The organism is Chryseobacterium cupriresistens, assembly GCF_046614675.1.
Taxonomy (GTDB): Bacteria; Bacteroidota; Bacteroidia; order Flavobacteriales; family Weeksellaceae; genus Chryseobacterium; species Chryseobacterium cupriresistens.
This window is the reverse complement of sequence record NZ_JBKKJT010000002.1, coordinates 73,707-92,250: the sequence shown is the minus strand read 5'-3', so window position 1 is coordinate 92,250 and position 18,544 is coordinate 73,707. Positions and strand designations below refer to the sequence as shown.

15 protein-coding genes are annotated in these 18,544 nt (G+C 33.2%); 11 read left to right on the top strand and 4 right to left on the bottom strand.

What is annotated here, in order from left to right; genetic code table 11:
• Positions 1-82 precede the first annotated feature (82 nt).
• The 8 genes from ACLI50_RS05635 to ACLI50_RS05600 all read left to right on the top strand — a co-directional run bounded on the left by ACLI50_RS05635 (position 83) and on the right by ACLI50_RS05600 (position 8,758).
• Positions 83-655 carry a Crp/Fnr family transcriptional regulator gene (locus ACLI50_RS05635; protein ID WP_238349655.1) on the top strand — a complete coding sequence of 191 codons (573 nt, stop codon included), beginning with the start codon at positions 83-85 and terminating at the stop codon, positions 653-655.
• A gap of 78 nt (positions 656-733) precedes the next feature.
• A complete protein-coding gene (locus ACLI50_RS05630; protein ID WP_202841568.1) occupies positions 734-1,867 on the top strand; it encodes an FAD-dependent oxidoreductase in 1,134 nt (377 codons plus the stop codon).
• A gap of 284 nt (positions 1,868-2,151) precedes the next feature.
• Entirely contained in the window at positions 2,152-3,399 is a 1,248-nt protein-coding gene (gene rocD / locus ACLI50_RS05625; protein ID WP_411413354.1) for an ornithine--oxo-acid transaminase, read from the top strand.
• A gap of 398 nt (positions 3,400-3,797) precedes the next feature.
• Positions 3,798-4,544: a glycosyltransferase family 2 protein gene (locus ACLI50_RS05620; protein WP_202844176.1), complete on the top strand. Its 747-nt coding sequence runs from the start codon at positions 3,798-3,800 to the stop codon at positions 4,542-4,544.
• Positions 4,545-4,548: 4 nt separating this feature from the next.
• Complete coding sequence (locus ACLI50_RS05615; RefSeq protein ID WP_110011465.1) at positions 4,549-5,535, top strand: WaaS/CpsH family glycosyltransferase; 987 nt, start codon at positions 4,549-4,551, stop codon at positions 5,533-5,535.
• A 3-nt stretch (positions 5,536-5,538) separates the two neighbouring features.
• Positions 5,539-6,726: a glycosyltransferase family 4 protein gene (locus ACLI50_RS05610; RefSeq protein ID WP_343643375.1), complete on the top strand. Its 1,188-nt coding sequence runs from the start codon at positions 5,539-5,541 to the stop codon at positions 6,724-6,726.
• A gap of 6 nt (positions 6,727-6,732) precedes the next feature.
• A complete protein-coding gene (locus tag ACLI50_RS05605) occupies positions 6,733-7,776 on the top strand; it encodes a glycosyltransferase family 2 protein (protein WP_411413353.1) in 1,044 nt (347 codons plus the stop codon).
• 4 nt (positions 7,777-7,780) lie between these two features.
• The gene (locus ACLI50_RS05600) at positions 7,781-8,758 is read left to right on the top strand and encodes a WaaS/CpsH family glycosyltransferase (RefSeq protein ID WP_411413352.1); all 978 of its coding nucleotides are present in this window, start codon (positions 7,781-7,783) and stop codon (positions 8,756-8,758) included.
• A gap of 33 nt (positions 8,759-8,791) precedes the next feature.
• Here ACLI50_RS05600 and ACLI50_RS05595 read toward each other — a convergent pair whose 3' ends face one another.
• A complete protein-coding gene (locus tag ACLI50_RS05595; RefSeq protein ID WP_202841575.1) occupies positions 8,792-10,858 on the bottom strand; it encodes a glycosyltransferase in 2,067 nt (688 codons plus the stop codon).
• A 245-nt stretch (positions 10,859-11,103) separates the two neighbouring features.
• On the opposite strand from ACLI50_RS05595, the gene ACLI50_RS05590 reads away from it, so the two are divergent.
• A complete protein-coding gene (locus ACLI50_RS05590; protein ID WP_110011470.1) occupies positions 11,104-12,153 on the top strand; it encodes a glycosyltransferase in 1,050 nt (349 codons plus the stop codon).
• A gap of 110 nt (positions 12,154-12,263) precedes the next feature.
• Here the strand turns inward: ACLI50_RS05590 and ACLI50_RS05585 are convergent, their stop codons facing one another.
• Positions 12,264-13,034 carry a hypothetical protein gene (locus ACLI50_RS05585; protein ID WP_411413351.1) on the bottom strand — a complete coding sequence of 257 codons (771 nt, stop codon included), beginning with the start codon at positions 13,032-13,034 and terminating at the stop codon, positions 12,264-12,266.
• Positions 13,035-13,334: 300 nt separating this feature from the next.
• The gene (locus ACLI50_RS05580; RefSeq protein ID WP_411413350.1) at positions 13,335-14,723 is read right to left on the bottom strand and encodes an MAC/perforin domain-containing protein; all 1,389 of its coding nucleotides are present in this window, start codon (positions 14,721-14,723) and stop codon (positions 13,335-13,337) included.
• A 433-nt stretch (positions 14,724-15,156) separates the two neighbouring features.
• On the opposite strand from ACLI50_RS05580, the gene gltX reads away from it, so the two are divergent.
• A complete protein-coding gene (gene gltX, locus ACLI50_RS05575) occupies positions 15,157-16,665 on the top strand; it encodes a glutamate--tRNA ligase (protein ID WP_411413349.1) in 1,509 nt (502 codons plus the stop codon).
• Positions 16,666-16,714: 49 nt separating this feature from the next.
• Complete coding sequence (locus tag ACLI50_RS05570; protein WP_062675714.1) at positions 16,715-17,671, top strand: acetyl-CoA carboxylase carboxyltransferase subunit alpha; 957 nt, start codon at positions 16,715-16,717, stop codon at positions 17,669-17,671.
• Between the two features lie 59 nt (positions 17,672-17,730).
• Here the strand turns inward: ACLI50_RS05570 and ACLI50_RS05565 are convergent, their stop codons facing one another.
• Positions 17,731-18,495 carry a DUF6759 domain-containing protein gene (locus tag ACLI50_RS05565; protein WP_411413348.1) on the bottom strand — a complete coding sequence of 255 codons (765 nt, stop codon included), beginning with the start codon at positions 18,493-18,495 and terminating at the stop codon, positions 17,731-17,733.
• Between the last annotated feature and the right edge of the window lie 49 nt (positions 18,496-18,544).

The following is an 18,544-nucleotide window of genomic DNA, read 5'->3' as shown; positions in this document are numbered from 1 at the left end:
TCTTTAGTTTTATACTCTATTTCGTTCTAATAAAACAGGAAAAATTATTTTTGTAGTATCAATTAAAACCAACATAGGAGCGATGACATCAGCAATACAGGAGAAATTAGCAAAGACACTTCAGATTTCTATGGTGCGTGCGAAGGAATTTTTGGATATTTGCTATATCGTAACTTATGATAAAAGCAAAATGATAGAACCTAAAAATGGAGTATTTGATCGTTTAGGAATCATTTTGAATGGCGCTGTCCGGATTTATTACATCAATGAAAAAGGCGAAGATATCAGCTATCTTTTACAGGTGAATAATGACGTAATTGGTGATTACGCAAGCTATATTACCGGAAAAAAATCAATCGCTGTTATACAGGCTCTTCTAAAAACTGAAGTTTTATATTTTGATAAAAAAGCTGTTGGGATGTTAATTCAGAAAGATATTTTCTGGCTTGGGCTGGCAAAACGCATATCGGATTTAGCTTTTCTGGATGCAAAACAAAGGCTTGACGAACTGTTTTTTTATACACCGGAAGAACGCTATCTCAATCTTTTGAAAAAGTCACCCGAAATTCTGAACAAAATTCCACAGAAATATATTTCGTCATATTTAGGAATTACGCCACAATCGCTGAGCAGAATCCGGAAAAGAATTTGCTAATTTCAGAAAATTAACTTAAGTGAACGTTTTTGGTTTTTCCAGCCATTAATTTTGCCTCATAATATAAATGCAATCACAATGAAAATAGCAATTATCGGTGGCGGAATTGGTGGTTTGACAACAGCTTTAGCCTTACAAAAAAATAATCTGGACGTTACCGTTTACGAAAGTGCACCCGAAATAAAGCCTGTGGGCGCCGGAATCATTATGGCTAATAATGCCATGCAGATTTTTGACAAACTAAGCATTCGCCACAAAATCGAAATGGCAGGTCATAAAATTTCAACTATTAACATTACTAATCCACAGCTCAAAACCTTATCGGATGTACAATTAAATACATTCGAAAGTAAATACGGAGTAAGCAATATTGCCATTCATCGTGCCGATTTACAAATGATTCTGGCTGAAGAAATTGGTTTTGAAAACATTAAACTTTCTAAACGTTTATCCAAAATCGAACAGGAAAACGGTTATCAACTCACTTTTGAAGACGGAACTATCGCTAATGCAGATGCTGTTATTGGAGCAGATGGAATTAAATCAGTAGTACGTCGTCAAATTTTAAATATTGGAAAACTCAGATCTTCCAAGCAAAAATGCTGGCGTGGCGTCATCGAATCTGATTGGACAGAAAAATATAATCACCATGTTTATGAAGCCTGGGGAAAAGGCAGACGCTTCGGCTTCGTGAAAATTAGTGATAACAAAGTTTACTGGTACGCTGTGGTTAACGAGCACCTGGTTAAAAATCCCAATAATCTTGCTGAGCTTTTTGCTGAATTTAATCCCGAAATTCTCAGCATGATTTCCGAAACACCCAAAGAGAAAATATTTGTCAGTGACATTATCGATTTAGAACCGATTTACCAATGGCAAAAAGACCGTGTTTGCCTGATTGGTGATGCAGCCCATGCAACAACACCTAATATGGGACAAGGTGCATGCCAGGCCATTGAAGATGCATACATCATTGGAAAGCTTTTTGGTGAAGGTAAAAAGGTGGATGAAGCTTTCACTCAATACGAAAAACTGCGCATGAAAAAAGCACATTATATCGTCAATACAAGCGCTGCTATTGGTAAAATTTCTCATTATGAAAACAGTGCGGCAGTTTGGCTCCGTAATACTTTATTAAAGGCAACCCCTAGAACTACTAACGAAAGACAAATGGAAAAAGTTTTTGATATTTCGTACAATAGTAATTTATAAGATAAACCCCAATCAAAAGCTGTTTAGGGAACAGCATTTAAAAATATTATAGCCCTGATAGAACAGCAAATCAATACCGGAATGATTAAAATGTAGAATAATCTTCTCAGTATAAATTTCTTATTCTTAAAGATAGAATACCTGCAACTGTTATCCGTTAAGAAAATATTTTCCATTAGGGATTCATTTTCCCTCAAAATATACTCTAATCACAGCCTTATACTCAATTCTATTTTTGTTTATGGGTATCATTAATATTGTGTAAATTTGTAAAAAACAACAATATGTCAACAGCAGAACAAACAAAAAACTCACAGTATTTTATTGACCTTGAAGACAAACATGGAGCGCACAACTATCACCCCCTTCCAGTAGTTCTGGATCGCGGAGAAGGTGTTTTCGTCTGGGATGTGGAGGGCAAAAGGTACTATGATTTTCTTTCAGCATATTCTGCTGTAAACCAGGGACATTCTCATCCTAAAATTGTTGGAGCACTGGTAGAGCAGGCACAAAAGCTGGCTTTAACTTCAAGAGCATTCTACAACTCCAAATTAGGAGAATATGAACAGAAAATAACCACTCTTTTTGGATTTGACAAGGTTTTACCAATGAATTCCGGAGCTGAAGCTGTGGAAACAGCGGTAAAATTAGCCAGAAAATGGAGTTATGAAGTAAAAGGAATTGCAGAAAATGCAGCGAAAATTATCGTTTGCGAAAACAATTTCCATGGAAGAACAACAACAATTGTTTCTTTCTCTAATGATCCTGATGCCAACCAGAATTACGGACCTTTTACACCAGGATTTATCAAAATTCCTTATAACGATATCACTGCATTGGAAGAAGTATTAAGCAGAGAAGCCGGAAATATTGCTGCGTTCTTAGTAGAACCAATTCAGGGAGAGGCCGGAGTGTATGTTCCTGATGAAAACTTCCTTAAAAATGCTTCTGAAATATGTAAAAAATATAATGTCCTTTTCATTGCTGATGAAGTTCAGACAGGTATTGCAAGAACAGGAAAACTGATTGCCTGCCACCATGAAGATGTACAACCGGATATCCTGATCTTAGGGAAAGCACTTTCCGGAGGTATGTATCCCGTATCTGCTGTTTTAGCGAATGACAACATTATGAATGTTATCAAACCGGGACAGCATGGCTCCACGTTCGGAGGAAACCCTATTGCGTGTGCCGTAGCAGTAGCCGCATTGGATGTAGTAGCTGACGAAAAACTGTCTGAAAGAGCAGAAGAATTAGGAAAGCTTTTCAGAGCTGAAATAGAGAAGCTTATTGAAAAGACAAACCTTATTACCAAAGTAAGAGGAAAAGGCCTTTTAAATGCTATTCTGATCAATGATACACCTGATAGCTCTACCGCATGGAATCTTTGCCTGCAGCTGAAAGAAAACGGATTGCTGGCAAAACCTACACATGGTAACATTATCAGACTTGCACCACCATTGGTCATTACTGAAGAACAATTGCAGGATTGCGTGAAGATTATTGAAAAGACTATTCTCGAGTATAAATAAACTGATATTCATCGGATATTTTAATATGATCAACACTATTTGAACTGTTGATTTCCGGAAAAGATTAATGGGTATGGTAGTTAAAAACCATACCCTTAATGTATCTCATCAATACATGTATTTCCCTAGACATACCGTCAGCAATGACTTCAAAAAAGCATAAAAAAATCATATTTTTTCACTTTTTAAAAATTTAGGAATTGTATTTGCTATATACATCCGAATACAATAATGTATATTCTTCAAAGGCGGCATTTTTTCGAAATTTGCATAATAGAGATAAATGACAAAGATTGGTCTATAAAATTCAAATTTAGACTTATCTTTGAAAGATTAAAACTATTTAGAATGACCTTAAGAGAGATAGTACATATTTCCTTATTAAACAAAACGTTGTGATGAATATAAGTGGTTTAATCATAACATATAATGAAGAAAAAAATATACAGGATGTCCTTGAGTCTTTTGATTTTTGTGATGAAATAATTGTGGTAGACTCTTTTAGTACGGATAAAACTGTAGAAATTGCAAAGAAATTCCCCCATGTAAAAGTGATTCAGAATAAATTTGAGGACTTTACAAAGCAGAGAAATTTAGCTCTTGATCACGCAACCAACGACTGGGTATTATTTTTGGATGGTGATGAAAGAATTACTCCGGCCCTGCAGCAGGAAATTATCGGTGAGCTGAACAAACCCGGGCAAAAGGATGCCTATTATTTTTACAGGAAATTCTTTTTTGCCCAAAAACCGATTCACTTTTCAGGAACACAGTCTGATAAAAACTTCAGGCTATTCAGAAAATCGAAGGCCAGATATATGGCGGGAAAAAAGGTACATGAAACTCTGGAGGTTAACGGAACCATCGGTATTTTAAAAAATAAATTACTCCACTACTCCGTTTCAGATTATGAATCTTATAGAAAAAAGATGATTCATTACGGAGTTTTAAAGGGGAAGGAACTGGCTGCAAAAGGGAAAAAGTACAGTGTTTTGGTTCAATATCTTAAAACAGCTTTTAAATTCTTTAAGGCCTATATAATGAGACTGGGTATTTTAGACGGAAAAGAAGGCTATCAATTATCTTATCTGCAGTCTTTAAGCGTTTATGAAACCTATGAATCATTAAAAAAAGAGCAAAATTAGTTAAATGAAGATTTGTATCATTAGTTATGATTTTTGGGATTATGATAAGTATATTGTTGAGACATTATGCAAAAGAGATATTGATGCTCATCATATAAAGATCAGTAGCGTTACTCATTCCAACTTCAATGAAAGAGCTGTAAATGCTTTAAGCAAAACTTTTTTAAATAAAAATCTCAAGACTGAAAAAAGACAGAAATATGTTCTGGATTCTCTGGAACAATTAGGCCATCAGGATCAGATTCTGGTGATGAATCCGGATACATTTGATCTTTCTACTCTCAAAAAAATTAGAAAATATACAGATCGTCTGTTGACCTATCTTTATGATAATCTTGAAAGAGTTCCTGTAGAAGATAAGCTGTATCTTTTTGACAAAGTATTCTCATTCGACTATGTTGACGTCAAAAAGCACGGGTTCGAAAAGTTAACAAACTATATTTATCTTCCCCATTGTTCACAGGAAATCCAACAGCCTGAAATGGATCTTTTCTATATTACATCTTATGATAACAGAAGAGTTTCATTAATAAAATTACTGGCTAAAAAGCTGATTGAACAGGGATTAAAATTCCAGATTATGATCATTGGTAAAAAATCCTGGAAGCATCAGCTGACCAATATTTTCATGACGGTACCGAAAAATCTTTTTCTGATTTTCAGTATCAAAAAAATTCCGCATAACGATCTTCCAAAGTATTATAAAAACTCTAAAGTTTTACTGGACCTTATGCGTGAAGGGCAATACGGGCTCAGCTTCAGGGTTTTTGAAGCCATGGCTCTGGATAAGAAAATCATTACTGATAACGAAGCCATTAAAACCTATGACTTTTACAATCCCAATAATATTTTGATTTTAAACAAAAATATTAGTAATCTTGACAAATCTTTTTTTGAAACACCCTACGAGAAAATTCCGGAAGAAATCTATTACAGATACACTTTGGATAGTTGGGTGAATAAAGTTTTTGAACTTGATACTAAAAACTGACAAATGGGAATCTTAAAAAAAATAAAAAAGCACTTCGAAAGAAAAGAAAAACTTAAATATCTTCAGTCTAAGGATATCGTCAACATTAATCTGTATGATGCTTCCCAAAAAACGATCCTTTTTGCATCAAGAGATTTCCCAGCCCATGATAAAGAATCCGGGGCTAACAGACTGAAAGAACTTATACTTATTTACAAAGAATTAGGATACAACTGCATTATATTCGCTCCCCATATGTTTGAAGACGATTCTTATGTGAAGTTTTATCAGCAGCGCAATGTTATCGTTTACATAGAGAACACTAAGTACAGGAATATCTATGATTTCCTGTCTTCTTTTAAAAAGATAGATTACGTTTGGTTCAACGGGCCTCTGGCTCTGAATCTTTTTTATGAAAAAATGAAAGCCGTTTTATCTTCTGCCAAATTTATTTATGATATGGTAGACATTCATTTTTTAAGGTTTAAAAGAGCCATAGAACTGGAACCTACCCGTATTTCATTAAAGAAGAATTATAAACATTTTTTTCGCCTGGAAACAGTTGTTGCACCACAACTGGATTATATCATTGCCATATCTGATAAGGAGAAAGCAATTATGAGCCAGTATGCAGATAAAAATAAGATCATTACAGTATCTAATATTCATTATCCCAAAATTGATATTTCTGAAAGAAAAAGTTTCAGTGAAAGCAAAGGAATTACCTTCATCGGATCTATCCACGAGCCAAATATTGATGCGGTAAAGTTTCTCTATGAAAAAATAATGCCTATTGTCTGGAAAACCAATCCTGAACTGGAAGTAAGCATCATTGGGAATGTCGCTGAGAAACTTGATCTTAAACTATTTCCTAAGTTTAAATTTTTAGGCTTTGTGGAAAGCATTGAAGAGCATTTTATGAATTCCAGAATTATGGTTGCTCCCTTACGGTTTGGAGCTGGAGTAAAAGGAAAAATAGGACAGGCATTTGAATATTTCTTGCCTGTAATCACAACAGATATCGGAGCGGAAGGAATGAGACTCACCAACCATAAAAATGTATTGATAGCGAATGATGAAAATAGTTTTGCTCAGGCAATTCTACAATTAAATAATGATGAAGAGCTTTGGAATACATTAAGTCAAAATTCTATTGACAGTCTGAAACCATTTTCCATTGAGTCCGTAAGTTCTACATTGAAAAAAATTTAATTAAGAATGGATAATTCTTTTTTTTTAATCAGCATTATTGTTCCGTGCTACAACGCTTCTTATTATGTAAAAGAAGTACTCGAAAGTATACAGAGCCAAACTCATTACAATATTGAATGTATTGTTATTAATGATGGCAGTACAGATAATACTCTTGAAATCATCAATTGTTTTTCAGACGAAAGATTCCATATATACAACCAGAAAAACAAAGGTCTTTCAGATACTCGAAATTTCGGATTGGAAAAAGCCTCCGGAGATTTTATTTTTTTCTGTGACAGTGATGATCTTCTTCCTTCTAATGCCTTGGAATCACTCATATCTGAGTATACAGGTAAAGAGGATATTATTGTGGGAAAAACATCAACCTATTCATGGGAAGAGAAACGAAACGTTTCATTCTTACCTCAGCCTAAAGAAAAACAACGCTTAGAAAATAAAAATACGGAAATCCTGTTTAAAAAAATAACGGAAGACTTAAGTCCAATTGCCCAGAATAAATTATATAAATCTTCATTTTTAAAAGAAAATAATCTCACATTTTTAAGTGGAATTTATCACGAAGATGAATTATGGTTCTTTGAAACGATGTTCCAGGCAAAGAATGTTGTCTTTATTCCTGATATTACTTATTTCTACACTATCGACAACGCACAGTCCATCACTAAAAAGAACAGTGATAAAAATCTTTTAGGATACCTAAGTGTTATTCAAACGATATATAACAACTACTATTTACAATATCCTGAACAAAGCAATATTGCCTACTATATTGCCTACTTAAAGAAAATTATTATTGGAAATTACAAGCATTATTCAAACTATTCCAATACAGCAATTCATAAGATGGAAACGATATTCAAAGAAGTTAATCCTAAATTCAATGATAATATTTCATTGAAAAGTATTGAGAAAAAATATTTCCGGTATATTAATGACCTCAGTTTAAAAGATGCTGAGACCATAAAAAAAGAATATTTCAATAATCCTGTCAACAGTCTCAGAAAATACTACAAAATATTAAGATTCAGTATACTTAACTTAAATTAAAAAAGTGAAAAAAAGAAAATTTCTTTTGGTAATGCCTGACTATTCCGATTTTCCAAAGCTATTTTTAGAGAACTTGGAGAAGGAAGGTTTTGAACCCTATTTAATCACAGACAATGTTTCAGGATTTAAATACAAGGGCTGTGAAAGCATAAAAAATTTTTTCATTAAAAATATTCTTAGAAATAAAGAGTATAAACAATATCTTATTCAAAAGCATTTTCTCGATGAGCTGAATAAAAACCTTTCTGCCATTACGGAAGAATTGGATTATGTCCTGGTGATTCGTCCGGATAATTTCCCAATTTCATTTATAAAGAATCTAAAAAGTAAAACCCAAAGATTAATTGCTTATCAATGGGATGGTATTGAAAAATTTCCAGAGATCAGAAACTATTTCAATTTATTTGATATCTTCTTTTGTTTTGAAAGAGTAGAATCTCAGCCCAATATTCAACCTATTACTAATTTTTATTTTGATCACCTTCCTTCTTCTGAAAAAAAATATAATGCAGAAAAGCCTAAGCTTTACTTTGTAGGTTTATATTGGAAAAGCCGTGAAGAAAAAATTAACCGATTTATTGATGAAGTCTCAGGTTTATCTATTGAACTTTCTATTTTCATTCAATATTTTCAGGAACCTGAAACGAAAAATGATAAAATACAATATATTCAAAACAGAATTAGTTTCCGAGAAAATCTGGATCTTGTTAAAAGTTCAGACATTCTTTTGGATTTTGTTGATCCATTACACAACGGACTTTCCATTCGTTTCTTTGAAGGAATATACTATAAGAAAAAAGTAATTACGGATAATGTGACGGTTAAAAAATACGATTTTTACCATCCTGATAATATCTTTGTTGTGGAAAATAATAATTATAAAAATATTAAACAGTTTCTAAAAAAACCTTATTTTACATTATCAGATGACATTGTAAAAAAATATGGTTTCAGTAATTGGATCAAAAAAATCATAACATAAAAAATAAGCTTTATTGATAAAAGCTTTCTTTATTTAATCTTTAAATCCTAAATAATTTATAATATTATTGATATTCTTTTCCTGTTGCCCAACTGAGAACTTAGCAAGTGGTAGTGCGCTGTTACTATGAAGAGTTTTCCACAAATTTTCATCGTAATATAGTTCCAATATCTTATTTGCGAAATGCTGCGGATCTTCATTGGAAACAAGGGCTGTTTTTCGATCTTCCAGATCCATTCCTTCCGCCCCAATTGATGTAGTGACTACAGGCAATCCAAACTCCAGAGCCTGCCCTATCTTTCCTTTCACTCCAGCTCCATATCGTAGAGGAGCAACAAATATTCTCGAATTTTCAAACCAGTAATCTACACTCTTCTGATAACCTAATATCTGAAACTTCTCAGAATTATATTTTCCTTTAATCTCTTCAGGAAAATGTGGTCCTAAAATATATACTTTAATAGAATCGTCTTTGGCCCAAACTAAAGGCATTATATCTTCATACAAAAACTTGACGGCATCCATATTGGGCATGTGATAGAAACCTCCAATGAATAAAACACCTTCCCGAACAGAATAATCCATATCTCTGCATTCTACAGGTTCATGAATATTACTAACAGTAAAGATCTTTTCATTTTTGATCCCTTGGCCCGAGACAATTTTCTTTTCTTCATCACTGATGGAAATAACCACATCTGACTTTTGCATTCCAAAATATTCCTTTTCCTTAAAGAATCTCATCTCTTTTTTACGGGACTTTGTCACTTCAATATATTTGTTTTCTCTCTCCATTCTTAGATAATGAAGATCGACCATATCATAAATAATCTTCTTTCCGGAGATATCATTTTTAATTTTCCCATACCAAAAATCAAATCCAATCGGTCTGAAAATCCAAACAATATCTACATAATGAAGAGCTTCTTTCACTTGATCCAAAACTTTTACAATTTTGTTCTGAGCATTTACATAGTCTTTACAAACTTCCACACCAATGCTCCGAAAAAAATCAACGTAGATATCATCCTCTTGGTTGGGTTGCTGAATCCCTAAAATAACTCTATGATTATTTTTTTGCAGAATCTTTACAATTTCAAGAAACCTTCTTGAGCCAGAATCCTTATCAGGTTGTGGCATACGTTCCTCCAGAATCAGAATATTGGGCTTTTTATAAAACCTATTAATATTATTTCTTCCTTCATTATCCAGAAATCTTGAATCAGTAAAATACGAATCCCATCTATTCATAAAGACAGTTCTGTTTTTCTGAAGCAAAAGTTCCTTTCCATTATCTTTTCCAGTATAAGAAACATTTTCAAAATGAACAATTTCCGATTTAGGCTGATAATAAATATCCAGCTTCTGCTCATATTTCAAGCGTTGACATAGATCTGTTTCTTCATAATAGGCAGGTAAAAAAGCTTCATCCAAAAGATTAAGTTTTCCATCAGTATCAGTTCTATGTAATAACAAACTACATCCTGAACAATAATCTACTTTTCTTAAAAAGTTATATTTTGGAGTATCAATAGCTTCACCTCTTCCTAGATTAACAATTTCGGTATTATTAAAAATAAGACAGCCCGCCTCTTGCAATGTATTGTCTGAAAATACCATTTTAGAGCCAACTGCACCTACATTTTTATTGTTCTTAAAAACCTCCAACAAACTGGATAAATAGTTTTCCTGAACTTCTACGTCATTGTTCAACAAATAAATATATCTTCCTCTTGCCTTCCGAATTCCTTTATTTATATTTCTTAAAAATCCTAAATTTTCAGTATTATTAATAATTGTAATTCCGGGAACTGTATCCAGATACTTTAAAGTTTCATCTGAGCTGTTATCATTGATAATAATAATTTCTTTTGATACGTCTTTATCATACTGTTCAATTGTATATAAACAATTAAGAGTATATCTGATCTGATTGTAAACAGGAATTATGATAGAAACTTCTGGCTCATTTTCATAAATAAAGCCAAATGTATGTTTTTTAAAAAAGTCGAGTTCAAAATGATTGATCTTTAGTTTTCTCTTATTATTGATAAAATTCCGATCCTTTATTTTATTTTTAAAAAACCTTTTAATTCCCATTTTAAATTTATTATTTTGTCCTGCCTTTTTAGAAAAACAAAATTAAGCATTTATTGTAAACTATGAGAGTAATAAGTTGGTTATCTTTTGTTCCTGGAGTGCAATAAATTCACTTCTGTTTATAAGATTTGATTAATCAACAAAATCATTTAATGCCTAATAAATACCGAAAACTTTAAAGGATATTGATTTCCGTTAATCAAAACATATATGGAAGCATTGTATTCAAAAACAGTAATCTTATTATGAAAAAAAGAAAGATATATTTTGTTTGCCCATCAGTTTCTGTACCTTTTGGGGGTATAAAACAAATTTATAAATATGTAAATATTTTAAACAATCATGGTTATAATGCTACTGTTTTATTAAAAAAAAAGAGAAAAAGAGATAATATATGGTATCGTGACACAAAAATATCTTATCATTATGAACTTTTAAAAAACATAGAAAATAGTAATAACCCTAAAGAACATAAAAATAGTTTTTACGAAAGATTAAAACTGTTCTATAACAATTTATTTTCACATCCCATAGAGAAAGATGCGCTATTTGTTTTTCCGGAAATATATGGAAAATCATTCCATAAAACTATTCCCAATCATCAGTATGTAATACTTAACCAGAATTGCTACTACACCTTTCAGGGGTATGGATTTGATTATAATGAAAAGAATCCTTATTTAGATAAAAATTGTTTAGGAACTATTGTAGCATCAGAAAATGCACAAAAATATTTTAATGTTGTATTTCCTGCTCTTGGTCTATATAGAGTCCGTTTAGGAATTGATACCCATATTTTCAGTTTTGAAAATAAAAAAAAGAAAAAAATTGCTTTTATGCCAAGGAAACTTGCTGAGGATTCTTTACAAGTTATTAATATTTTAAAAGCACGAAAAAAGATGGATGATTGGGAGTTTTTCCCAATTGACAATATGGATGAACAGGAAGTTGCAAAACATTTAAAAGAATCCGTATTTTTTTTAAGCTTCAATCATAGAGAAGGCTTTGGGCTTCCTCCTATAGAAGCTATGTCTTGTGGATGTTTTGTAATCGGTTACTCTGGACAAGGAGGAAAAGAATATTTTAAAGAAGAATTTTCTTGCCTGGTTGAAGAAGGTAACATTATTGATTTTGTTGAAAAAATAGAAAGCCACGCATTAGAATATCATGAGAATCCGACTCTTTTTTCTGAAAAAGGGAAAATAGGGTCACAATTTGTGATGAAAAATTATTCCTTGGAAAATGAAACACAAGATTGGATCAGTACGTGGGAAAAAATAATTTCCCAATGCTAGAGTACGATATTCTTTACAAAAGAAACGCTATATTAGGACGAGACAAACTGCATAAAAAAGCTAACCTTTTCGGCTAGCTTTTTTTATACTTAACTTTTTTTATTAAATTATTATTTTTTATTTGCCCAAACAACACTACCGTTGTTGTTGTAAATCACAATATTTCCATCATTCTGAACTGAAAGTCTTTCAATATTTGATGAGCTTATACCTGTACTGTAAACAGGTTTATGTGAAGAATCATAGACTACCAGATTTCCATCTTCCTGAAAAATAGCGCTTCTTCCACTTCCTGCTGTTGCCGAAGACCAGATATCTTTTTTAGTTCCGTTACTATACATTACCAAATTACCATCTGTCTGGAAAATTAAATAATAGTTATAATTTTCAGAAAATATCTTTTGTCCTTTTACAAATCTAAATCCTTTGTAAATATTACCATTATTATAACTTCCTGTATTAGAACCTCCGTTTCCACCGAAATTGTTTCCGTCAGAACCTCCCTTAGAAGACCACAAAGCATTTCGTCTCCTGTTATAAATTACAAGATTGCCATCATCCTGCATCTCAAGGTTGGCTGCATTCTTGTTGGTGGTGTTGGTACTGAATAAGGGTCTGTTTGAAGAATTATAAACGACAAGATTACCATCTTCCTGAAAAATAGCCCTTGAACCTTCACCAGGAGTCCTGGAACTCCATTCCGGCTGATTCTGGCTATTATAAACTACCAAATTTCCATCATTTTGAAAAATCAGAAAGTGCTGATTATTTCGGGAATAGTATCTTCTATCCTTTACCAAATTAGTGCCAAGTGTAATATTTTGAGCCATTATACAAATTCCTGCCAATAGCCCAAACATTGCTAATAAATGCTTTATCATAAGTTTATGTTTTTTATTTCCTTATGTAAAGATAAATAATAAAAATCATACTTCTATTTACCCCATCAAAATTAGTTGTAAAAGAAAAAATCTAACATCAATTTAACATTTGCTTAAGTCCATATATGTACACCCTGGAAAAGGAATAATTAACAGCACATTATTATAATCAATGAAAATGAATACAAACAGTAAGGCAGTACTATCTTTTAATGGTAAAAAAATATATCATATTATTTATCATTAAAAACCGTCTCAAAACTGAGACGGCTTGTAGTTATAGAATATCAATATTTTTAATTAATAAGCATAGAATTCAATTCCCTCCTTAATATAACCTGAAGGTGTTACGCTGGATCTTGAATAATAATGATCTTTACCGTTCCAATATTGGTAGATAGGAACTGTATTAGGCTGCTGAGTAGCAAAAGCATTAAACTCGATTCCTTCATCTACATATCCCGGATAATATCCCGGAGTTTTTGTATAGTAATGATCTTTACCATTCCAGTATCTGTAGATAGGAACTGTATTGGGAGCTTTGTACAAGAATGCGTGAAACTCTGTTCCTTCAAAAGAATATCCGCTGTAGCTTCCAGCAATTTTTGTATAGTAATGATCTACTCCGTTATAATATCTGTAAATTGGAATGGTGTTAAATTCTAAATACACCTTATTATCAATCAGATATTGATCTACATAGGCTTTAAGCTGAGCTTTTTTAACAGGGTCTTTTACAAAGTCATAAATAATAATCAACCCGTTGCTTCCAAAGTCAACCAAAACAGAATTATTTACATTTGAGCTGTTCTGCCAATTGGAAATATTAACTTTAGTATTGGTCTGATCCAGATTCAAATCTCCTACTAAGCCTTTTGAAGGATCCCCGCCTCTGGTTTTGTAAGTCAACTTTTTAGAAAAATTCATGTGGTATTCAGAAGTATTCACATCATTATCCACATTCACATTAAAAATATTCAGCATTCCTGCCTTTATTCCGATTCTGGCTGCCTTATCACGAGTCTGGCTCGTTGTTTCAGACTGGAATAAAATATCAAGTTTTGCTCCTGTATAAATATCCGTCATTACGTGAGTTCCATAATCCTGAACAATCTGCTGCGGAGTTTTTGTCTGTAAATCCTGAGCAAATTCAGGAGTTATATAATCACCCAGCATATCGGTAGTAGCATTGAATCTTACTCTTTTCTGTTTGATCGTAAGGTTATAACTTCCGTAGATATATTTTGCATCAAACTTATTGTTGGTTGTTACCGCTGAGCCAAAACCTACAGAAAGTATTTTTTTAAACAGTGGAAAATTAACTGTTGCATCCACTTTGGTTGAAACCATTTTCGAATAAGCCTCAGCATTTTCACCATAATCTTCGGAATACTCCTGAGAATTTGTGTTTTCGCTGATTAATCTGTTGCTCTGCTCTAATTTAAAGCGATCAATATCAACTACCTTAAAACCGGCAGCTGTCGCATTGGCATATTCACCGGTAACATTATAACCATGTCCCAGAACATCATAAATTCCGTCTCCCGCAAATTTGGAAGCAGATAAGCGATTATTAGCTTTTGCCGCAGGGCTTTCAGGGGTTGTCTCGCTATTCAGTTCCTCCGTTGAACATGAACTCATAAAAAGCATCAGTAGACTACTGAAGCAAAATAAAATTTGTTTTTTCATAGATTATTTAAAAGTTTCAGCAAATATACTATTCCACAACGAGTGAAGTAAGTAAAATAAGATGACATATATCATCATTTAGTGAATTTAACAATTAAATGAAATAACCTTTAATAAAGCATAGAACATTCACTTAAAAGGGATTTAACAAATAAAATTATTTGCAGAAATAAATTTGATCAGATATAGGAAATAACATTATCATCAATTCAACAACTTTCTTTATGACCCCAACTTCCATAATATAATTTCCTAAACTAAAACCGTAAGATTAAAATATCATTCCATATATCTATCAGGTTATTTTAAAATGACATATGAAGAAAGAAATAAAAAAGAAAGAAATAAAAAAGCAAGGAGAAAAAAAATCAACGGATATAAATCATCCCGTAAACGTATAATTTTAAGTAAATTTGCAAAAATTAAAATTGAAATGGAGAAAGTAAGAGTACGTTTTGCTCCAAGTCCTACAGGACCATTACATTTGGGAGGCGTAAGAACCGCATTATATGATTATCTTTTTGCTAAAAATCAAGGGGGAGAATTTGTATTGAGAATTGAAGATACGGATACGGCCAGATATGTAGAAGGAGCCGAAGAATATATTGAAGAAGCTTTAGAATGGTGCGGAATCATTCCTGATGAGAGTCCTAAAAAAGGAGGAAAATTCGCTCCTTACAGACAGTCTGAAAGAAGAGACATCTATGACAGATATACCGAGCAGATCCTGAAAACAGATTATGCTTACATTGCCTTTGATACGGCTGAAGAACTGGATGCAATGCGTGCCGAATATGAAGCGAAAGGTGATGTTTTCTCTTATGATAATAAAACAAGAAACCGTTTAAGAAACAGCCTTGCCCTTTCTGAAGAAGAGGTTCAAAGGTTATTAGACGAAAAGACGCCTTATGTAGTACGGTTTAAAATGCCTGTAGACAGAGTATTAAATCTTGAAGATATTATTCGTGGAAAATTTTCAGTCAATACCAATACTTTAGATGATAAAGTTCTGGTAAAGAATGACGGAATGCCAACGTATCATTTTGCCAACATTATTGATGACCATGAAATGGAAATCTCCCACGTAATCCGTGGAGAAGAATGGCTTCCATCTTTAGGACTTCACACTTTATTATACGAAGCAATGCAGTGGGAAGCACCACAGTTTGCCCACCTTTCTTTAATCTTAAAACCTGAAGGAAAAGGGAAATTAAGCAAAAGAGACGGAGATAAATTCGGATTCCCGGTGTTCCCGCTTGATTTCGAAGATCCTGCTACCGGTGTGATTTCTAAGGGATACAGAGAAAACGGATATCTTCCTGATGCTTTCATTAATATGGTTGCATTATTAGGATGGTCTCCTGCAGATGATAAAGAAATACTTCCTCTGGATGAAATGATCAGGGAATTTGATCTTCATAAAGTACATAAAGCGGGCGCAAGATTCAGTAAAGAAAAATCTGAGTGGTTCAACCATCAGTATATTCAGCTGAAGTCTGATGAGGAACTTCTTCAGATCCTTAAAAATACCGACCTTGACCTTTCCGGTGTATCGGATGAAAAGCTGTTGAAAGTAATTCATCTGATGAAAGAAAGGGCTACTTTCCCGAAAGATATCTATGAAAACGGTAAATTCTTCTTTGAAGCTCCAGTTTCGTATGATGAAAAAGCATCAAAAAAAGCATGGAATGAAGAAACATCGGCAATTTTAGGTGAATTGGCGACTGCTTTTGAAACAACAGACTTTGTGGCTGAGACATTAAAGCAAACCATGCATGATTTCGCGGAAAACAAAGGATTAGGAATGGGTAAAGTAATGATGCCGTTACGATTATCTTTAGTAGGAGAATTGAAAGGACCGGACGTTCCGGATATTCTGGAAATCCTTGGTAAAGAGGAAAGTATCGCCAGAATAAACAATGCTGTAAATAATTTTAAATAGAATAACCATAATTTTTCATACATTTGAAAGATTTAATTTACTTCAAGAAATGGAATATTTAAGTTTCGAACTTCCTATCAAAGAATTGATGGATCAATACCAGACGTGTTCTTTAGTAGGAGAAGAAAGTGGTGTTGATGTAAAATTAGCATGCAGCCAGATTGAGGATAAGATTTTAGAAAAGAAAAAAGAAATCTATGGAAATCTTACACCTTGGCAAAGAGTACAACTGTCCCGTCATCCGGATCGTCCTTATACATTGGATTATATTAACGGAATGGCAGACAAAGGCAGTTTCTTAGAACTTCATGGAGACAGAAATTTCGCTGATGATCCGGCAATGATTGGAGGATTGATTACCCTTGATGGTCAGAAAGTAATGATCATAGGGACTCAAAAAGGAAGAACGACCAAAGAAAGACAGCACAGAAGATTTGGGATGCCAAATCCGGAAGGATACAGAAAAGCTTTACGATTAATGAAGCTTGCTGAAAAATTCAATATCCCTGTGGTAACTTTAGTAGATACACCGGGAGCTTATCCGGGGCTGGAAGCTGAAGAAAGAGGACAAGGTGAAGCTATTGCAAGAAATATTTTTGAAATGGTGCAGCTGAAAACTCCAATCTTCACTTACATCATCGGAGAAGGTGCCAGTGGCGGAGCATTGGGAATAGGTGTAGGAAATAAGGTATATATGTTGGAGAACACATGGTATACAGTAATTGCACCAGAAAGCTGCTCTTCTATCTTATGGAGAAACTGGGATCACAAAGAAGATGCAGCCAATGCATTGAATCTTACTCCGGCAGATGCCTTAAGAGAAAAGTTCATTGACGGTATCATTGAGGAACCGCTTGGAGGAGCTCATTATGATCAGGAAACAACCTATCTGAACCTGAAAAATTCAATTTTACAAAATATCAAAGCTTTTTCCAAATTTACAGGACAGGAGCTTGAAACCCAGAGACAGGACAAATTCATTGCAATGGGCCAGTTCAAAGGATAAAAAATAAAAAAAGGTTAAGAATTTTTTCTTAACCTTTTTTCTTTAGTTTTCTTCTGTTTCTATTCTGCAACATTCAGTGCAATTTCAATATCCTGGCTGATTTTCTTTAAGGAAGAATATTTGGCATCACAAACCATTGTGGTCAGCACGTACTCTCCTTTATCTACCAGAATAAAATTTTCTCCTTTGGCAGGTACACTGAGATTATAATATTTTTTACCACTTATCTTTACAATAAGATTGCAGGTGGATCTGTTTTTAATATTGATATAGGCTTCGTTTTTATTAATATCATTATTAAAAAGGTGTGTAAGCATTGCTGCTGTTCTTTTATTTTCTTCACTGGGTCCTGCTTTAGAATTACCGGCATTTTTTGCAGAACTCACTGATGCAAAGGTAGTTGTTCTTCTTTCTTCTTTTAAAGCTTCTATAGCAGCTGCTGTATTATTAGAGACAGGTTTTCCATTAGCTGTATATGTTTTTTTTGCGGCCATCGTCTTTCCGCTGTTCAATTCATTATTTTTAACGATATTTTCAATTTTTTCTTTGCTGATTGGTTTTATGGTAGGTTTTGCTTCCGGAGAATTCCCTGCCATGATAATATCAATCAGTTTTCTCTTAAAATAGTCTGTTTTAGCATGTCCGGGATTCTGCTTCAAAAAGCCGGCAATTACCCTTGCCTCTTTTGAGATCTCGGCTTCCTGTTCGGTATAGATGATTACCGTTTCTTTTTCAACAACCGCTTTAGATTTTGTTTTTTTCTTTTTTTGAGAAAAACCTAGTGCAAAAATGCATATAAATAGAAGGAAGAAGATTTTTTTCATTAATCAAACCTTTAAAATAGTATTAAATATATTAATAACGTGAAAAGTC